This is a genomic window from Megasphaera sueciensis (assembly GCF_050219315.1).
Taxonomy (GTDB): Bacteria; Bacillota; Negativicutes; order Veillonellales; family Megasphaeraceae; genus Megasphaera_A; species Megasphaera_A sueciensis.
Map to the genome: position 1 here is coordinate 1,413,007 of NZ_CP116939.1, position 19,866 is coordinate 1,432,872.

The 19,866-nt window shown below is 40.6% G+C and carries 17 protein-coding genes; 9 read left to right on the forward strand and 8 right to left on the reverse strand.

Annotated features, from left to right (window positions below):
* Positions 1–79 precede the first annotated feature (79 nt).
* Positions 80–2,479: a phosphoenolpyruvate synthase gene (ppsA, locus tag NXG62_RS06785; protein WP_427114184.1), complete on the reverse strand. Its 2,400-nt coding sequence runs from the start codon at positions 2,477–2,479 to the stop codon at positions 80–82.
* 311 nt (positions 2,480–2,790) lie between these two features.
* On the opposite strand from ppsA, the gene NXG62_RS06790 reads away from it, so the two are divergent.
* The gene (locus NXG62_RS06790; RefSeq protein WP_427114185.1) at positions 2,791–4,827 is read left to right on the forward strand and encodes a transglycosylase domain-containing protein; all 2,037 of its coding nucleotides are present in this window, start codon (positions 2,791–2,793) and stop codon (positions 4,825–4,827) included.
* A 38-nt stretch (positions 4,828–4,865) separates the two neighbouring features.
* Here NXG62_RS06790 and NXG62_RS06795 read toward each other — a convergent pair whose 3' ends face one another.
* The gene (locus tag NXG62_RS06795; RefSeq protein WP_427114186.1) at positions 4,866–5,384 is read right to left on the reverse strand and encodes a cyclophilin-like fold protein; all 519 of its coding nucleotides are present in this window, start codon (positions 5,382–5,384) and stop codon (positions 4,866–4,868) included.
* A 314-nt stretch (positions 5,385–5,698) separates the two neighbouring features.
* On the opposite strand from NXG62_RS06795, the gene NXG62_RS06800 reads away from it, so the two are divergent.
* Both NXG62_RS06800 and NXG62_RS06805 read left to right on the forward strand, forming a co-directional pair.
* A complete protein-coding gene (locus NXG62_RS06800; protein WP_427114187.1) occupies positions 5,699–6,079 on the forward strand; it encodes a MerR family transcriptional regulator in 381 nt (126 codons plus the stop codon).
* A 94-nt stretch (positions 6,080–6,173) separates the two neighbouring features.
* Entirely contained in the window at positions 6,174–7,280 is a 1,107-nt protein-coding gene (locus tag NXG62_RS06805) for a metallophosphoesterase (RefSeq protein ID WP_427114188.1), read from the forward strand.
* A gap of 31 nt (positions 7,281–7,311) precedes the next feature.
* On the opposite strand, the gene NXG62_RS06810 is transcribed toward NXG62_RS06805, so the two are convergent.
* Together NXG62_RS06810 and NXG62_RS06815 are read right to left on the reverse strand one after the other, a co-directional pair.
* Complete coding sequence (locus NXG62_RS06810; RefSeq protein WP_427114189.1) at positions 7,312–8,454, reverse strand: YibE/F family protein; 1,143 nt, start codon at positions 8,452–8,454, stop codon at positions 7,312–7,314.
* 66 nt (positions 8,455–8,520) lie between these two features.
* A complete protein-coding gene (locus NXG62_RS06815; RefSeq protein ID WP_427114190.1) occupies positions 8,521–10,080 on the reverse strand; it encodes a fibronectin type III domain-containing protein in 1,560 nt (519 codons plus the stop codon).
* Between the two features lie 228 nt (positions 10,081–10,308).
* On the opposite strand from NXG62_RS06815, the gene NXG62_RS06820 reads away from it, so the two are divergent.
* The gene (locus tag NXG62_RS06820; protein WP_427114191.1) at positions 10,309–11,847 is read left to right on the forward strand and encodes a pyruvate kinase; all 1,539 of its coding nucleotides are present in this window, start codon (positions 10,309–10,311) and stop codon (positions 11,845–11,847) included.
* Positions 11,848–12,040: 193 nt separating this feature from the next.
* Here NXG62_RS06820 and cytX read toward each other — a convergent pair whose 3' ends face one another.
* From cytX to NXG62_RS06840, 4 genes are all read right to left on the reverse strand, one after another.
* Positions 12,041–13,282, reverse strand: a complete 1,242-nt coding sequence (gene cytX, locus NXG62_RS06825; protein ID WP_427114192.1) for a putative hydroxymethylpyrimidine transporter CytX — start codon at positions 13,280–13,282, stop codon at positions 12,041–12,043.
* 186 nt (positions 13,283–13,468) lie between these two features.
* Positions 13,469–14,062: a LysE family translocator gene (locus tag NXG62_RS06830; RefSeq protein ID WP_427114193.1), complete on the reverse strand. Its 594-nt coding sequence runs from the start codon at positions 14,060–14,062 to the stop codon at positions 13,469–13,471.
* A 140-nt stretch (positions 14,063–14,202) separates the two neighbouring features.
* Complete coding sequence (locus NXG62_RS06835) at positions 14,203–15,039, reverse strand: MBL fold metallo-hydrolase (protein WP_427114194.1); 837 nt, start codon at positions 15,037–15,039, stop codon at positions 14,203–14,205.
* A 32-nt stretch (positions 15,040–15,071) separates the two neighbouring features.
* Positions 15,072–15,596, reverse strand: coding sequence for a flavodoxin (locus NXG62_RS06840; protein ID WP_427114195.1), 525 nt, complete (start codon positions 15,594–15,596; stop codon positions 15,072–15,074).
* A 346-nt stretch (positions 15,597–15,942) separates the two neighbouring features.
* Between NXG62_RS06840 and NXG62_RS06845 the strand changes: the two genes are divergently transcribed.
* The 5 genes from NXG62_RS06845 (at position 15,943) to NXG62_RS06865 (ending at position 19,853) form a co-directional block, all read left to right on the forward strand.
* On the forward strand, positions 15,943–16,668 hold the full coding sequence (locus NXG62_RS06845; RefSeq protein ID WP_091648785.1) for an amino acid ABC transporter ATP-binding protein: 726 nt from the start codon (positions 15,943–15,945) through the stop codon (positions 16,666–16,668).
* Between the two features lie 42 nt (positions 16,669–16,710).
* Positions 16,711–17,541: a transporter substrate-binding domain-containing protein gene (locus NXG62_RS06850; RefSeq protein WP_427114196.1), complete on the forward strand. Its 831-nt coding sequence runs from the start codon at positions 16,711–16,713 to the stop codon at positions 17,539–17,541.
* On the forward strand, positions 17,541–18,215 hold the full coding sequence (locus NXG62_RS06855; protein ID WP_427114197.1) for an amino acid ABC transporter permease: 675 nt from the start codon (positions 17,541–17,543) through the stop codon (positions 18,213–18,215). The genes NXG62_RS06850 and NXG62_RS06855 overlap by 1 nt, the downstream gene beginning before the upstream one ends.
* Entirely contained in the window at positions 18,212–18,862 is a 651-nt protein-coding gene (locus tag NXG62_RS06860) for an amino acid ABC transporter permease (protein ID WP_427114198.1), read from the forward strand. The genes NXG62_RS06855 and NXG62_RS06860 overlap by 4 nt, the downstream gene beginning before the upstream one ends.
* 127 nt (positions 18,863–18,989) lie before the next feature.
* Complete coding sequence (locus NXG62_RS06865) at positions 18,990–19,853, forward strand: transporter substrate-binding domain-containing protein (RefSeq protein ID WP_427114199.1); 864 nt, start codon at positions 18,990–18,992, stop codon at positions 19,851–19,853.
* Positions 19,854–19,866: the final 13 nt, after the last annotated feature.

Genomic DNA, 19,866 nt, shown 5'->3' on the forward strand with positions numbered 1-19,866 from the left:
ATAAACCGGGTACACATAGAAAAAAGGTCACACCAAAAGACATACCTGTACTTTTGGTGTGATCCCTGCCATATACATCTTACCAAGTATAATCTTCTGTATCAGCACGTCCTTTGCCTGTCAGTGCATCCATCATAATACGTTGTTCTACATGGGCAACTAACTTTTTCGTTGCTGTCACGGCATCCGGATTGACCGAAATAGAATCGATTCCGCTCTTCACCAAAAATTCGGTGAAATCCGGATATACGCTCGGTGCCTGTCCGCAAATGGATACCGTCTTGCCATCTTTATGCGCAACGGTAATAAGATGACGTATGGCTCTCTTGACTGCCAGGTTCCGTTCGTCGAACAACGGCGCCACGGTATCATTATCCCGGTCGCAGCCCATGATCAGCATGGTTAAATCATTCGATCCGATCGAATATCCATCGACAAATTCGTTAAACTGATCGGCTAAAATGATATTGGATGGAATTTCTGCCATGAGCCATACTTTAAAGTCCGGCCCACGCCGCAATCCTTCCTGCGCCATCAAAGCAACGATCCGTGACATTTCATCTACTCTTCGGCAAAACGGAATCATAACATGCAGATTCTTGTACCCATATTCTTCCCGCACTTTCTGTACCGCTTTTATTTCCAATTTAAAAGCTTCTATGTAGTTAGGATCGTAATACCGCGATGCTCCCCGCCATCCCAACAGGGCGCTGCTTTCTTCCGGTTCATATTTATCGCCGCCTTTCAGATTGCGGTATTCGCTCGATTTAAAATCACTGAACCGCAGCGTGACCGGACGCGGTGATAACGCTTGGCATACTTTCCGTATGCCATCGGCTAATTGATCCACTACCCGTTCGGGATGCCCTATTTCGATCAAATATAACGGATGTTCATGAATAAACGTCGTCCAGATGAACTCTTCCCGCATCAGTCCGATCCCATCACAGGGGAGCACGCCGTATTTTTCGGCCAGGTCCGGATTTCCCAGATTCATGTAAATTTTCGTTCCCGTTATCGGAGCGCTTTCTGCTGTAACCGCGGCACTTCCTGCCGCCTGCGGCGCTTCTGCTGATTTTACAATATCCGCTACGATTCCTTCATATACGATGCCGTTTGTCGCATCCACCGTAATATCCATACCGTTTTGAATCGTCGTTGTCGCTTCCTGACTGCGGCTCTTCGTACCTACGATGCAGGGAATTCCCAATTCGCGGCTGACAATCGAGGCATGGCACGTCATGCCTCCTGCATCGGTTACGATCGCTTTCGCTTTTTTCATAGCCGGTACCCAGTCCGGTGCCGTCATCGTCGTCACCAAAATTTCTCCATCTTTAAATTCTTCTATCTGAGCGGGATCCAGAATGACATGTGCTTTGCCGGCAATACGTCCCGGACTGGCCGGCAGTCCTTTGACTACTACTACACGATCGGTGGTCATGGCTGTAAATACCTCACTTTCTGCTTGTACATTTTTCTCTTTATTTCGTTTGGACCAAACTGTTTCCGGCCGAGCCTGAAGCAGCCAAATTTTATCTGTTCGTTCATCAATTCCCCATTCCATATCCATATAGCAACCATAATGCTTTTCAATAGCGATTGCGTATTTAGCTAATTCTTTTACTTGTTCATCAGAAATAACCTGTGCCTTCATCTTATTTTCTGGAACTTTTTGTTCTTCGCAATCTCCATCCGGTTTACGTACAAGCATAACCGGTTTTGTATTAATCATTTTAGAAAGAATATTCAAGTCGGATTTGCGAATTTTGAAATTATCCGGCGTAACCGTTCCTTGCACTACATATTCTCCCAGTCCCCAAGCTCCTTCAATAGTAATACTGGAATCATCGCCTGTCACTAAATCGACGGTAAACATAACCCCTGCCGCTTTGGAAAATACCATCATCTGAACAGCCGCACTCAGCGCAACCTGCAAATGGTCAAATCCTTTTTTCGTGCGATAGTAGGTTGCCCGGTCCGTAAAAGTAGAAGCATAACATTCCTTAACCTTTTGTATAACCATATCCGCTCCTTTAACATTCAGATAGGTATCCTGCTGCCCGGCGAAGCTGGCATCCGGCAAATCTTCGGCTGTAGCACTGGAACGAACAGCAACAAAAGGATCCGATTCTCCGACTTTTTTACCCAATTCAATATACCCGCGGCGAATCTCTTCTGCCAAGGCAGTCGGCATTTCAGCATCACATATGGCTTTACGTACAGCTGCTGTAACATCGCGGAGCTGTACAGGATCTTCCACATCGGTCAATTGGGTCAAAAGTTCCTTGATTTTACTATCAAGACCGGTTTCTTTCATAAAATATCTATACCCTGCAGCTGTAGTAGCAAAACCATAAGGAACTGGAACATCGGTGCTGGAGGTTAATTCTCCTAAAGAAGAAGATTTCCCACCAACAAGATCAACGTCTTTGCGGCGAAGTTCATCAAACCATAATACAAATGCTTTTTCTCTGTCCATATCCATACCTCCCGGTTAATTCTGTGTATGCTAATTAACTATTTTTCTTAATTATCGTACACTATTAGTGACATTATGTCAATACATTTATAGAACCGCTTTTCAATATGGTGTATTCTATTATTATGATTTTTAGTTGTAAATTATACTTTATATTTTTTGCATTCAGGCATTGTATTTTTCAGAATTCTTGCTTTTTACTCATATGATGATAGTCTCAATTGTGCTATAATAAGGAATTAGTAAAACTTGATTTATGATGAGTTGCTAAACTTCAATGCCCCCCAGCATTGAAATCTTTAGGAGGATTTATGTATACACCCAGACGTAGGGCTAAGCATGTAAAAAAGCAAGGTCCTTTTAGATTTTTTCGAATTATAATAGTTTTGTTGATTGTTGTCTCCGCAGGATTGGGCTTCGGATATATTTTTGCTGCCTACCAAACTTTGCCGCCTGTCAGCAATAATATGCGGCCGGCTGCTTCATCCCAGGTGTTTGATATCCACGGACGGTTAATTACGACGCTGCATTCCGACCAAAATCGTATCCCCATTGATATCAACAAAGTCCCTCAAAATCTGCAGAACGCATTCATTGCAGCTGAAGATAATCGTTTTTACGATCATATCGGTATCGACCCGCGTGGTATTTTTCGTGCTGTATGGGCTAATGTCACACATCATGGAATTGCTCAAGGCGGCAGTACCATCACACAACAGCTGGCAAAAAATGCATTTTTATCTCAAGAACAAACCCTAAAGCGTAAAATCCAAGAAGCCATGTTGGCACTAGAAATAGAACGAAAATATAGTAAAAAAGAAATTCTCGAAATGTACATGAATCAGATTTATTTCGGACAAGGGGCCTACGGAATTCAAACGGCAGCTAAAACGTATTTCGGAAAAGATGTCAATGAATTATCCTTGGCTCAGTGCGCAATGCTGGCTGGATTGCCAAACAGCCCGAATTATTATTCCCCTTTTAATAAATTGGAAATTGCCAAAGAACGCCAAAGTGTCGTAATTGATCAAATGGTAAAATACGGTTATATCAATCAAGCCGAAGGAGAAAAAGCCAAAAAAGCGGATCTTGAACTGGCAAAACAAAAACAATCTGTCCTGAATCCGGAAACGTCTTACTTTATTGACTATGTATCCCAACAAGTTGCTGAAAAATACGGGGACGATGCCTTATATAAAGAAGGCTTGAAAATCTATACAACGATGGATTCAGAAAAACAGCATGCTGCCGTAAAAGCAATGTCCAATCTTCCGGACAATTATAAAGATGCCAATGGATTAACACAGCCGCAATGTGCTATCGTTTCCATCGACCCGCATACAGGATACATTTTAGCCATGGTCGGCGGCCGCGGACAAGACAGCTTCAATCGCGCCAGCATGGCTGAACGCCAGCCAGGGTCTTCCTTTAAACCGTTTGTTTATGTAACGGCCTTACAAAGAGATATGACACCTGATACCGTTATGGTCGATAAAAAAGTTACATATGGCAACTGGAGCCCGCAAAACTCTGATAAAACATTCAGCGGCAGCATGACCTTAAGTCACGCATTGGCACTATCTGTTAATACGATTGCTGTTCAGCTCGCAGAAAAAGTGGGACCTGAAAAAATTATAGAAAATGCTGAAAAAATGGGGATTACCACCTTAGTCACAAAGGGCAGCCCCAATGATATCAATTATGCAATGGCGTTAGGCGGTTTAACCAAGGGCGTTACCCCTTTGGAAATGGCCAGTGCCTATGGTACCTTCGCCAATAAAGGCGTTCATGTAAAACCAACGGCTATTATTAAAATATTAGATCGTAACGGCAATGTGCTGGAAGACGACAGTACCAGTAAGAAAGAAAATAAAACACAAGCTATTTCCGAAAAAGTAGCCTATGAAATTACAGCTATGCTGGAAGGAGTTATTGATCACGGTACAGGTACCGCAGCGGCAATCGGTCGTCCTGCTGCCGGTAAAACGGGAACTACTGATGATAACAAGGATGCCTGGTTTATCGGATATACACCGGACATTGTAACCGCGGTCTGGATCGGTGATGATACGGGAAACCACACATTAGGAGATGTATACGGCGGTACTATTCCTGCTCAAATTTGGCATGACTATATGGTGGTTGCTGCAGAGGATGAAAAAACAAGAGATTTTTACGTCCCAGCCGGCATGAGCAAAATTCAACCGCAGGAAGATTCCAAGGAAGAAAAACCGGAAAAGAAAACAGATGGAATAAAAAAAGCCGCTGATGCAGATAAGCAAAAAGCAAAAAATGATGCACAAAAAGCACAGCAACCTGCGCTGAACAACAAGAATAATAAACAATAGAAAAGAACTGTGTGGTCATATGGATCACACAGTTCTTTTTATAGCTTAGCTTTACCTTGTTTTTTCGTCGGCATCAAGTATGCTTGAAAAACGCCTTTCGTTGCCGATAAATCTTCTATGCCGGAAACAACACGGCCAATAGGTATCAAATCATCCGAATGTTCTTTATCCTGCAAATAAATAATGACTGATTTATTTGCCAAGTTCAATGCAATATCCCCGGTTCTCGGAGTCAATCCATTTTCTTTGTCTCTCAGAAATGTCTCTTCAGGAAATCCGGTCATTTGAATCATTCCCCCTGCATGTTCCATTGTAAAAACAATAGGCTGCCATTCCATAAATTCTCTTGTCGCCGTATCATCATACAATCCAATGACCGCCTCGCCGCCATCAAATGTGACTTTGGTTTTATCGATAAAATCCCGGTCTGCCTTTTCTTCATGCCGAATAACACTGCTATTTTCATGTGTCTCTGTATTTTTTAAAATATTCGCACAACCAGTCATAAAAAAAACAGCTGCCAAGATACATACAAATAATACATTCCACTGTTTCACCCTATCATCCCCTCCGCTTTTTCCCGAATAAAAATATAACACAATCTTATTGTTGTCACAATCATTTATTTGTATTATTCAACAAAGGTTTTATATTTTCCTCTTAGAATTATGAATGAATTTTAACGGCAAAACAACTGTAATTCTCAAACAACCTATTTTCTGTCTTTTAAAAGTACATGTCAAAAATAGTTAAGGCTGCCTATCAAAAAAAATTTGACATGCAGCCCACTCCAAGTATTACAATACTATGTATGATATTCTATACATTTTTAAAAGATTTTATTGATCTTATGCAAAAGGAGCTGATTTTTATGAAAATCCATGAGGTAAGTGAAAAATATAATATAACTGCCGATACACTTCGCTATTACGAGCGAATCGGTCTGATCCCTTTTGTTTCCCGCAATAAAAACGGTATTCGGGATTATTCTGAAGCAGATTGTAGATGGGTCCAATTTGTTAAGTGCATGCGAAGCGCCGGTTTATCCGTAGAAAGCCTTATCGAATATGTAAAATTATCGCAAGAAGGTGACAGTACTCGGAAAGCCCGCAAAGAAATCCTCTTGGAAGAGCGGCAGAAACTCGTAAATCGAATGACCGCCATGGAAGATACGCTGGCACGCTTAAATTGGAAAATTGATAATTATTATACGCTTGCCGATCATACAGAAAATCTATCTGAAAAACAATAGCACAATTTTACATCATAGTTTCTTTCCGTAACATTGCTTACAAGATCTCTTTTCTACTTGGCATAAAATAAATTCTGATAGGAGTTTCTACATTATGTTTAACCGATTTATTTTCTTTTGGAGTATTGCTGCCATTGGTTCTATAAGCGGTATCGGGATGTGGTGGATGTATAGTCAAGGATTTTCCTTTCTTTCTTCTACATGGACTTTACTTTTCTTTTTACTTTTCCCCATTTTATTTACATTACCCCACGTAGCCATTGACCATCTGCCCGTCATTCTTGTAAAAATATTTGCTTGGGCCGGTGCGTATTGGTTTATTTTTGTATTATATTCCATCATGCTTCTAATCCTATATTTTATCTTATATATAGGAACCAACCTCTTGCACTATTACACTTTTTGGCAGGTTTGGTCAAGTCGACTTTCCATAAGCGTCTGTAGTATTGTGTTACTTTTTATCTTGAAAGGAACTTGGAATGCTTTTCATCCAAAATACCGGCATATTACTATCACAACTTCGACACCACTGGCACAAAATATAACGATCGCTTTTATAACAGATATTCACTTGGGCCCTATTTTAAGTAACGGCTACAGTCATGCATTAATTCAACGTCTCAATGCAGCAAATCCTGATGCCGTCATTTTCGGCGGGGATATCATCGATGGTAATATAGCATTCGTCTTAGCAGACGGCAGTTATAAAAATTTCACAAAAATCAAAGCTCCCCTTGGTGTATATGCTGTATATGGAAACCACGACTATTTTAACGGCGATCTTGACGCTGAAGCCGCACGATTTAACCCTTTGCATTTTTTGCGCAATCAATCCGTTGTCCTTAACAACAGTGTCGAACTTACAGGCCTTGATGATTATCTGCACCATCCTGTACATACGATACCACATAAAGACAATGCCTATTTCAAAATCCTTATTGATCATGAACCCCTGCGAATTGCCCCTGCCGCTCTTGCCGGATATGATCTGTACCTTGCGGGACATACGCACAAAGGACAATTTTTCCCTGTCAATTTGATTACCAAGCACTTATATGTACTGCACTATGGTATGCGAAAGTTTGGGCATATGATCACAATTGTATCCAGCGGGTATGGTTTTTGGGGCCCTCCCATACGGCTGGGATCGATTCCAGAAATCGTATTAATCCATATACGCAATACCTCCTCTTCCATATAAGACTGTATCCGAAGAAAATCTATAGATGTATTTACCGTTTTCCATTAAGCAATTTATTTTTCCGCGGCAGCCACGCAGATAATGCCGCCGCCATCGGCACCGTAAATAGGACACCAAAACTACCGGAAATTCCTTGCATAATTTGAATGCCTACATCATTTGAATTGATAAGTTGTAAAAAAGGAAGATCATAGGCATAGTCAAGCACCCATATACTCAAGGCGCCCCCAAAAAAAGCTAAAATAAGCGTGGTAGCCATTGTTCCCATAACATCGCGGCCTACGCTCATGCCAGCGGCAAATAATACACCCGGCGGCAAATGGGGAGTATGCTTCCGCAATTCTTCAATAGCAGAGGATACATCCATCGCAATATCCATAACAGCGCCCAGACTGGCAAAAAGGATTCCTGCAAAAAGAATCTGCCCTACATCAATCGATGAATTTTGCCCTACAAAGAGAAGTGTCTCAATATTGGACACATTATATCCTGATAATGATGCCGCATATCCAAAAATAACCGCTGCCACCGCTGCCGTTAAAATACCGCCAAAAGACGATAAAACAGCTGCACATGATTTTCTCGTCCATCCATTAGTTAAATAGATAGTAACCGTGAGAATGAGGGAGGATGTAATCACTGCTGCAATTCCCGGTCCTATTCCTTTCATAATCATAGGGAAAAATAATAAAATAAAGCAAATAAAAGTAAAAACAAGAGCTATCGCCGATTTTATCCCTTTTTTACCGCCAATTAAACAGAGAAGAATCAAAAAAGCACCTATATACAGCGCGATCGGCCATGACCGATCTATATTATATACCGTGAAAATATGCAGTGCTCCTACACGGCTGGAAATAATAATAACATCCATTCCCGGACGGCATACCGTACCAAACAACATGCCGTTAGGACAATTAGCCGTGATTATTTCACCGGCATGCGTTCCGCTGGAAAGTCGTACAGACACCACTTGATCTCCTATGCGGCTGCCATTTTCCTGTACATTATCCTGTATAATTTCAACTACGCTGGCCCTTTCAAAAGTGCGTCCTTCCGTATTGACCAGCTGCGGCTTGTCTACTTGATTGAAAACATACAAAAAATATCCGGCTCCCAATACTATGCTTAGAATAATACCTAATCGAATCATTTTAGAAATATAAGATTTCATAGTACTCCTTTCGCAAAAAATGCGGAAAGATGATCATTCATCTTTCCGCATTTACTGTCTGTATCATCAATCTTTTACAATACTGTACGAGGTATCAATAGCGGCACCCGTCTCTACATCATACGTGTTTATGGTAAATCGGTCATCCGTAATATGGATAACTGAATAGGTAGGCCGCCATGTCTGACTGCGGGCTGCAATATAATCCTGCTGCTGCGGAATTAAGTTATAAAATTTAGAACCGGTAGCCGAATTAGAAGACATATAGAAAACGCCTTTCGGATTAACCAAGGTTCCCTGCTTCATGTCAGCAATGGTATAGCAAAGATTTTGTGATTCATATGTATTCTTAAATGCCGTATCCTGCAGTGCCTGGTCAAAAAGATAATGATCTTGCCCACTTTGTCCTTTAATTTTGACATTATCAAAAACCGCATGATTTTTTCCATCACTGCTCAACTGATAGGTTCGGGCATAGGTATGATCATGTCCCTGCAATACGACATCAATATGATTAGCATCATAAATAGGGGTAAGCTGCGTCCGTAAAATAATCCCATCGGAATCAGAATGATCTAAGCCGCTTCCATAAATATCCTGATGCATGACAACAACCCGCCACTTAGTATCCGGATGTGCCGCAATTGCTTTTTTTATAAGAGTTTCATGGTCGGCAGCATTATAATTATTAGCATTAATAACAATGAATAATGCATTGCCATAGGTATAGTAATAACCATGCCCCGCCTTGGTAGGATTTGCTTCTTCCGTGAATGGATTCGGAACATTAAAATGATTTTCATATCCTTCAGTCATGCTGTCATGGTTGCCAATGCTGGTAGCTTCCGGCAAATTGCGTAATACCGCTGCCGAAAGATAGCCTGCATATTGATATTCCTGAAGTTGTATTTTTTCTGCATCTCCTTTAGCTGCCGGTTCATTTATCTGATCTCCGGGAGATACAAGGAAATTAATTTCCGGATGCTGCCGCAACGCTGCATTTAATGTTTTATTCCAGTTATACGCATCATTGCGGGCCGCTATTTCACCATCTTGTTTTTTACTGCCATCAGCCGGAGTTTGTCCTATTGAAGCCCCTATCTGCGGATCTCCCACATACATAAAGGAAAAATCTTTAGGATTTCCCGTTTTATACTGTTGTGCCGGCTGCCATTCACCATTTAACTGTACTTGATACCAATAGGTTTGATTCGGTTTAAACCCAACAGCTTCTACTTTGTTGGTATAATAGGTTTCTCCGTTTATAACAGTCCCGGGCTTACAAGTACCACTATACACTTTGGCATTCTGCATATCCGGATGCCTGGATATTCTGACCGCTGCTGTATCTGATTTCTTTTTTGAATACCAGCCGAAGTTCAGACGAGATGCATCCGCTCCCGGTGCCAGCGATACTTGCTCGTAATTACTTTTAACTGCATCCCAAGAATTCTTCCATTCCTGCCAGCCTGTCTTTTCTGACAAGCTTGTCCTCGTTACCGTCTGCGGTGTCAAGGAAGCATCGTTCCAATGCTCTGTAGCCGCATATACACCGGCTGATGTAATACATAAGGCAGTTAAAACATACACGGCTAACACTTTTTTACTTTTGTAAAACTGGTGCATCTCTCATCCACTCCTCCAATAGTTGTTATGCAACTTAACTCCTAGTGAGCAGTATACGAAAGTAATATAAAAAGTATGTGTATAGTATGAAAAATTTGTGCAAAGAATATGACGCTGCCCATTCTTTCACAAAACACATACTCCATTTTCATAGACTCCCCACATCATAGCAGTATTATGCTATAATAGAAAGGATAAATTGACATCATTACACAGGAGGTGATTTCGGTGACAGTCGGCAGCAGGACTAAACAATTAGATATATTATATACGCGTTTATATGCGTTACGACGGCAAGTCCTGCAAGAAGGTATCGATTTGTTTGAAACTTGGAAACCTTGCATCCGCCGCAAATCCTTTTTGTATAGTGCGTTAAATCTGGCTTTCTATTTAGCTTTGCGCAGCCATGACCTGCGAGCACTCCAGCGGGATCTGCTCCCGTTAGGTCTTTCTTCACTTGGGCGCAGTGAAGCTCGCGCTATCGCTAATCTCGATGCCGTTATTGCTTCTTTGGGACGTATCTGTAATAAGGACAAATCGGAATTGATCAATTATCCTTCGCAGAAAATGTTTTTTTATGGAGATAAACTGCTTAATCATAATACCACGTTGATTTTCGGCGGTACACCCGCTTCATGTTATACACACATCATGGTCACTCTCCCTACAGAAGCTGCTTATAACTATGCTATGATTCACGATTTGCTAAAAGCCGGTATGGATTCCGCTCGCATCAATTGTGCGCATGATACCCCTGCCATATGGCTGAAAATGATTAATCACATTCATCATGCAGAACGTGACATTGGCCGAAATTGTAAAATTTACATGGATTTAGGCGGCCCTAAATCCCGGATTGCCGAAATACTAGTCAAGGATTCCGAATCCCGCATTACAACGGGAGACTGCCTTTTTCTTGCCTCCGGAAAAATAAGTGATTATCCGTCAGATTATACCGGTCCTATCGTCATTACATGCAGTATACCCGAAATATTTGAAACCCTTAAACCGGGGGATCCTATATTAATTGATGATGGAAAAGTACAAGCAACGGTTATCTCCTTAACGGATAAAGGCGCCTATCTAAAAATTACATATACTAAACCCAAAGGAAGCAAATTGAAAAGTCAAAAAAGTCTGAATTTTCCACAAACCCCGCTTCACGTATCCCCTCTTACCAAAAAAGATTTAAAAGATTTAGATTTCATTGCTTCCTATGCTAATGCCATTGGTTTTTCTTTTGTCAAAACAGCCGAAGATATACGATTACTACAGGAAGAAATACAAAAACGTCGGGGAGCTGAATCAGATGGAATTGCCATTATTGCAAAAATAGAAACCAAAGAAGCCGTAGATCATTTACCAGAAATTATTGTCCAAGCTGCTTCAAAACAACCTTTCGGAGTCATGATTGCCCGCGGTGATTTAGCTGTGGAGGTAGGATATCAACGCCTCTCCGAATTACAGGAGGAAATACTCTGGATATGTGAAGCTGCTCATATCCCGGTAATTTGGGCTACACAGGTTTTAGAAAATATGGTAAAAACCGGACTTCCTTCACGAGCGGAAATTACCGATGCAGCCATGAGTGAACGTGCTGAATGCGTTATGCTGAATAAGGGTCCTTATATTGTGAAAGCGGTAATGTTCCTTGCAGATATTTTAAACCGCATGGAACAACATATTTATAAAAAAGCTCCTCGTTTAAAAGCACTGCATATTGCCGTTGATACCTTAAAAGCAAGTAAAATACAAAAAAATATTTAACTTTGGCTTATATTAGGATTCCTTATATAATACATATAGTTATTCTTTTCTAATGCAATGCATATCATCATTTTATATCCAAATAATAAAAACGCCCTATCAGACCTATATAGTGCCCCCCCATAAATTAGACCTAGGATTAATTAACGGATGGGGTCACTACAATGGCATGACAGGGTGTTTTTATGAATATTTACCTGTGAAATGAAAATGAATGGAATAATTTTTGCACAAATATACTAACTATCATCATAATAATCACAACAGGAAAGGTATTGCCCAACGGGGTATCAACATGTAAAAAAATGCGGTACAAAACAACGCCCAGACCCCACAACACAATATTTTCCCAATTATAAGATTGTGACGAATTGTCTCTTTTCAAGATAAAATAATCAGCTAACAAAATGGCTGTCATTGGAGCAAAAACCGAACCGATAAAATAAAGAAAATCCTGGAATTGTTCTGCTTGTGCAAAGATAGCTAAAGTGACTCCGCCAGCACAGGCTAATAAGGCCAATTTTTTCTCCGACATATGAAGAATTATATGCCGACTGCTGACTCCAGCTGAAAAAACATCCAGAAACGTAGTTGTGACCGTAGAAAGAAGCACAACAACGATACCGGCAAAACCAAGACCCGCCTGCAGCATAATCGCAGCAATATCATTTTGCCCGGTAAACAAAGCGGCTCCCATTCCAATAAAGAACATCCAGCAGCTGGCAATAAAATAAGCCGTACAACTCATCAGCGTTGCCTTTTGAGGACTTTCTGCAGTCCTTGTGTAATCAGAAATAAGCGGCAGCCAGGATAACGGCATAGCTGCCGCCAGTTCTACGGCATTGCCAAAACTCAGTGGATTTCCTGGCAGCGGTTGTCCATTCCCATGAAACACAATCGTGCTTAAAATAAAGGTTAAAATCAAAAGAGCAGCAATAACCACAATATTGACTTTTCCTAAATTTTTCAATCCTAACACAACCCATCCGGCAATAAGTATCCCAATGACTATGCTCCAGCCTGCCGTACCAATATCAATGATAGTATTAGCCGCCGCAGCAGCGCTGGTAATCATTACCGCAGTCCAGCCTATAAGTTGTATAACATTTAACCCAGCAAATAGTAAGGCCCCTTTGTTTCCAAAAGAAAGCTCTACGGTTCCCATGGCGTTACGTCCCGTTCTTCCGCCAATAAGTCCGGCATAATACATAACGATTCCGCCAATACAATGCCCGATGATAATAGCTGCAGCCCCTTTAACCATGCCCAACGGGGCCAGCAGCATTCCTGTCAATATTTCCGCAATAGAAATACCAGCGCCAAACCATAAAAGACCATTTGCAAAAACTGATGTCTTGTCTTCATTCATATATCGTTCTTCCTTTCCACATAAAAAAAAGAGAACATCCGCATAGATGCTCTCCTTTAAAACCATTGTCGTTTCCTCCGGTGGGATTATCCACATCAGGTTTCAGGGTCGAAGACAGATGTCCTCCTCTCAGCCAAATAGAGCTCCCCTATGTCGCATATAAGTATAACAAGCTCTCTATAACCTGTCAAACAATTTTCAAGATTACTTACTCGATATGTCATTTAACTTGCTGAGATATATTAAAATTCTCTATCGCCAAAGCCGCATGCCGAAATAAATAAGTGCAATACCCACTGTTCCATTTAAAAGAAGTAAAATAAAGGGTGGTAAAAATTGTCCCACACACACACCTGCTGCCGCAATAAGAGATAGAAATACGATAGTCGATAACACACACCCTCCTGCAAACCATTTCATTTCCTGTTGGTTCATGCTGCATTCTGCAGCTTGCGCGGCAAATACGCCGCCCCAAAAGAGAATTGTCAACGGATTAGACAAGGTTAAAACAATTCCTTCAATAAAAAAATCAGCAGCTCCGGTTCCAACAACAGCTACGTGTGGTATAGTTCCGCCCGTTGTCTGCCAAACCATATACCCGCCAAACAAAACAAGAATTACAGCACCAAAAATTTTAACTTTTCGCTGCACTTCCGGTTTCTTTATAACGACAGCAACACTACCTGCAGATACAATAATGTATGCCGCATCTACAATCGTTGCCGCTATGGCAACTGCCTCTCCTGATGCCCAGCCAAAAGATGCCGATGCCATGAAAGTCAACAGACAAATAGGTCCCACTGCCATCTGCAGCATCATACCGAACCTAAATCCTCGCCATAACATACAAATGCCCCCCATCTCCTGATTTATCCCATATCCCTGTTTTGATTTCTGTATCCTCATTCCCTTTTCTTATATATATACAATTTATAATAAAAGGCGCATCTATTTAATGATACGCCTTTTATTGCTCTTATATTTTCTTACATAAAAACTAACTTTTGCCCTACCCCGATTTCTTTGACCGGCAAAGAATGAGCCAGCCATAATTTACCGTTCAGACTGACACAGTGGCAAGGATAGACAAATTCCGGAGCACAATCTTTAAGATAGGCTGCTGTAGCATCAAACACATTAGGTTTATCCCGCAGCAAGTGAAATCCGCCGATGACGGCATGAATCCGATTTTCTTTACAGACTTTTTTAGCATATTCAACGGTATTGCAAACTCCAGCATGTGCACAAGCAGTAATAACCACAAGCCCTTTATCTGACGTATAAACAATTCCGGAATCATCCAGCAAATAATCGTCTTCCCAGACCCCATTCCGCAATGTGCGGCCTAACGGTTTTTGAGCTTCAAAATCATTGCCTCTTTCTATTTCACCTAAAAAAACCAAATGCTTTGTTAACCACACAGGTTCCTTGGTCTTTTTTATATCAAAAGTTTGCTGCAACTGGGCTTCCCCCAAAATCATTCCAATATTTTTCCCACCTGCCTCTTTAGGCAGAAACGAATCAGGATGCGTGATAAGCTTTGCCTTTTTCCAAGGTCGTTTTTCATAACTGGCTTCAATGTACTCCTGCACCAAAGGCTGCAATCCCCAAGTATGATCATAATGTCCATGTGAAATGACAATACTATCCACATCTAATAAATCGATTCCCAATCGTCTGGCATTTTTCATAAACATATCCGTACGTCCTGTATCCAGCAAGATTTTTTTTCCATCACACCGCAAATAACAGGATAGACCCGATTCTCCTCCATAGCAAGAACCACTAATTGTATTGTTGTCTACTAAAATCGTCAGCTCCATAATATCCTCCTTTATATTAGATATATTAGAAATCAACAGTTATTGAGCCAGCGTTTAACATCATCTTCGGCATCGGTAATCGTCGTTCCGAAAATAGTCAACCCTTTTCCCAAGATGGCTGTCGGACAAAGGGATGTAATATCCTGTAGACTATGCCCGAACCCGCTCCCTTCATGTGTACAAAAAGGAAGAATAATCTTTCCGGAAAAATCATAGGATTCCAAAAATGTCCACACGGGCATCGGCATCGTACTGCACCAATTAGGATAACCTAAAAATACAACGTCATATTTTCCCAAATTTTCCAATATGTTTTTTAATAAGGGTCGAACTCCAGTTTTTTTTTCTTTTTTAGCTATGGCAACCGTATCCATATATGTGTATGGATACGATTGAATTGTATTAATACGAAACATATCTCCACCGGTGTGAAGTTTAATCATTTGTGCCGCTTTTTCCGTATTTCCAATCCGCAATTTCACTATTTTTCCACTGACATAATTTTCACCGGCATGCGAGAAATAAGCGATGAGGCACTTTTTATCCTTATATCCCATGATATCCTTCCTTTCCAACTTGATATATATAATTCTATTATATATCAAGTAAATCTAAATTGAAAATAAGAATTCTATATTTTCATGTTAGCAAGTATAAAATACAATAGCTGTCATTCTTTTTAATTAATTGCTTTGAATATTAAATATATAAAGATAATTATCATACTATATAAAAATGTTTACGAAAAAATATTGACATATTTAACTTTTTGGTTTAATATCAATGTTAACATTAATAAAAATGAACGACAGAAGCAATGACGCTTTATAGCGTATCGACTTAGTAAGTTGATATTATGTAAAGCGCTATTTTTATATCTGTCCATAGGAAGGGGAATATTTTATGATCACCTTGACTGAAGTTAATAAATTTTTTGGCACAAATCATGTTCTCAAAGATGTCAATATCCATGTAAAAACCGGCGAGAAAGTCGTGGTTCTCGGTCCCAGCGGCTCCGGAAAAAGTACGATGATCCGCTGCATCAATATGCTGGGACGCCCCGACAGCGGCAGAGTGATTGTCGACGGTGAAGATCTGATGGAACCGCATGCCAAACTAAAAAAAATCAGACAAGAAGCCGCCATGGTATTCCAACAATTTAACCTGTATCCCCATATGACTGTATTAGAAAATCTTTCTATTGCTCCTGTCATGGTTCAAGGCATAAAAAGGGATATTGCAGAAAAATCCGGCATGGAATTTTTAGATCGTGTCGGTCTGGCTGACAAAGCAACCGCCTACCCTGGTCAGTTATCCGGTGGACAACAGCAACGTGTTGCTATAGCCAGAGCATTAAATATGCATCCTAAAATCATGCTTTTTGATGAACCCACATCGGCACTTGATCCTGAAATGATTCAAGAAGTATTAGACGTCATGGTAGAGTTAGCCCATACAGGCATTACTATGGTTTGTGTCACTCATGAAATGGGATTCGCTCGTCAAGTTGCCGATCGGGTCATTTTTATGGCTGATGGGCAAGTACTGGAAACAGGTACTCCTGAACATTTCTTTACTCATCCGGAAAATGATCGGGCCAAACAATTTTTGAGTAAAATTATTCATTAATATTCAATACTTTCTTATGATTATTAAGAGGAGGAATCATTCATGAAAGCATCAGAAAAAAAACTTACAGTATTAGTCCTGTCTGCATTGATTGCCTTCGGTGCATTAGCTGCCGGATGCGGTGAATCAGACAAAAAGGAAACTGCCGCAAAAACCGATAGCGGCCAAGCTATCCAAAAAATAAAGGATCGTGGTGTATTAAAGGTAGGCTGTAAAATTGATGTACCTTTATTTGGATTCAAAAATCCGGAAACAGGAAAAATCGAAGGATTTGAAATTGATTTGGCAAAAGCTGTTTCTAAAAAAATATTCGGAGATGAAAACAAAATAGAGTTTACGCCCGTCACCGCCAAAACCCGCGGACCTTTGCTTGATAGCGGCGAACTGGACATGATTTGTGCTACGTATACTATTAACGAAGAACGTAAAAAACAATACAATTTCACGGAACCTTATTATACTGATCCAGTTGGTCTCTTAGTAAAAAAATCAGATAATATACAATCTTTAAAAGATTTAGATGGTAAAACGATTGCGGTACCGCAAGGTGCTACTACACGCAAAGCAGTCAGCGAAGCCGCCAAAAAAGATGGTATTGATGTTAAGTTCGCCGAATTTCCGACATATACAGAATGCAAAGCGGCTCTTATGTCTGGCCGTGCTGCCGCTTATGCCATGGATCAATCTAATCTTCACGGGTATGTCGATGATCAAACTGTCATTTTACCCGATAGCTTTGCTCCCCAAGAATATGGCATAGCTACAAAAAAAGATAACAAGGAACTTTGCGACTATATTGATCAGGTCCTCAAAGAAATGAAAAAATCCGGCGAAATGGACCAACTTTTAACGAAATGGAAGCTTAAGAACTAATGGCAGAAATTTTTGCCGGTTTTAAATGGATAGCCTTACTCGATGATCGTGAATTGTTCATCGAAGGCTTGATGACGACATTGGAAGTTGCTGTATTAGCATTGCTTCTCTCGCTCATATTAGGTATCATTTTTGGGATTGCCGGAGTATTCCCCAAAAAATGGGTACGCTGCGTTGATCGAGTATATGTCGAATTTTTCCAAAATACCCCATTGGTCATACAAGCTATTTTTCTATACCATGCGTTGCCGCATTTACATATTATGCTGCCTGTCATCGCTATCGGCATTCTTGGTGTCGGTATTTACTCTGGCGCATATATGTCTGAAATCTTCCGTTCCGGCATTAACGCCGTACCAAAAGGACAAATGGAATCCGGTATGTCTCAAGGCTTTGGATATTGGAAAATTATGTGGTATATTATATTGCCACAAGCCAAAAGAACAATTCTTCCCGCCCTGGGCAATCAAAGCATCGGAATTATCAAAAACACATCCGTTCTTGCTATGATTGCCGGTGGTGACTTAATGTACACTGCGGATTCGTGGGCTGGTGCTAACATGTATTACGGTCCAGCTTATTTAGTTACCGGTGTTATCTATTGGATACTCTGTTTTCCACTGACTAAATGGGTTCAACAGCTGGAAAAGAAAGCAGAGGTGGGAGGATTATGATATCTGATGTATTTCAAACAGCAAACATCATGTTTTTGCTTCAAGGATTCAAGGTAACCCTTGAAATCGGATTTTTTTCTATTATTTTCAGCGTTATCGGAGGTACCATTCTTGGCGTTTGTCGTTATCTAAAACTGCCTGTTATCTCTACACTGGCAGGAATTTATATAGATATCATGCGCAATCTGCCATTCTTGCTTCTTGTCCTTGTAGTACGTTTTATGACGCCTCTCCCCCCTGTTATTTCCGGGATTGCCGCTATGTCCATATTTACTGCCGCAACTATGTCAGAAGTGGTGAGAGGTGGTTTAAATGCAATTCCCGGCGGCCAATTTGAGGCTGCCTACTCACAAGGAATGACACGCTTTCAAGTATTACGTTTTATTGTATTGCCTCAATCCTTCCGAAATATCATCCCGCCTATGATGTCTGAATTTACTACTATTATCAAAGATTCTTCTTATGTATGGGCTGTCGGTACGGAAGAGCTTACAGGACGAGGCATGATACTTATTGGCAAATACAGTGCGACGGGACAGCTATTTACAATTTTTGCCTGCGTTGCTTTGATTTATTTCGTATTAAACTATACGTTATCTTCACTAGCCCGTTGGAAATATAAACAAATGCGAGCATATATCCATTAAAATATTATGTTTTAAAGCAAAGGCGCTTATGTCAAAAACCATAAGTGCCTTTTTTTATTATACTACTTTACATGCTGTTCTCTATATAAGAGGGAATATATAGCAGAAACACGAGGAGGGATTACTTATGTCAACATGGAACAAAAGCTTCGCAATAGGTGCAATTGGTTTAACACTATTTGGATTATTAGCCGCAGGGTGCGGTGATACAGACAGCAAAGATACAGCTGCAAAAGATGCTGCTGGAAAAAAACAAATTGCCGGAGTACAACGCATCAAAGATCGAGGGGTTGTCAAAGTCGGTATAGGGGATACCGTTAAAGGCTTTGGTTATAAAGAATCAGATGGTACGATTACCGGTATTGATGCAGACGTCGCAAAAGCCATTGCCAAAGATATTTTAGGTGATGAAACTAAGATAGAATTTACAACGGTAACAGCAAAAGCCCGCGGTCCTGTTTTGGATAGTGATCAAGTCGATTTTGTCATCGCTACCTATACAGTAAATGAAGAACGCAAAAAATCTTGGGATTTTTCAGATATTTACTATCGCGATCCCGTTGGTTTCTTAGTAAAAAAAGACAGCGGTATCACTTCTGCTAAAGAATTAGATGGTAAAACCATTGCCGTACAGCAAGGAACTACCAGTCGTCAAGGTTGTGAAGAATGGGCCAAAAAATACGGTATTAAACTTAAATATACCGAATTTCCGACAGATCCGGAAGCACTATCCGCTATGACATCCGGACGTGCTGCAGCGTACAGTACAGATTCCTCCATTTTAAACAGTCACATGGAAGGCAAACCCGATTTAATGCTTCTGCCAGAAAAATTTGCACCGCAAGATTACGGTATTGCTGTTCGTAAGGATAACAATGAACTTTTAGCCGAAATAAATAAAGTAATTAAACAACTCAAAGAGTCTGGAGAGTTGGAAAAAATGATTCAAAAACACCACCTTGTAGATTTTCATGACGATGCAGCAGAATAAAAAAAATGTATCA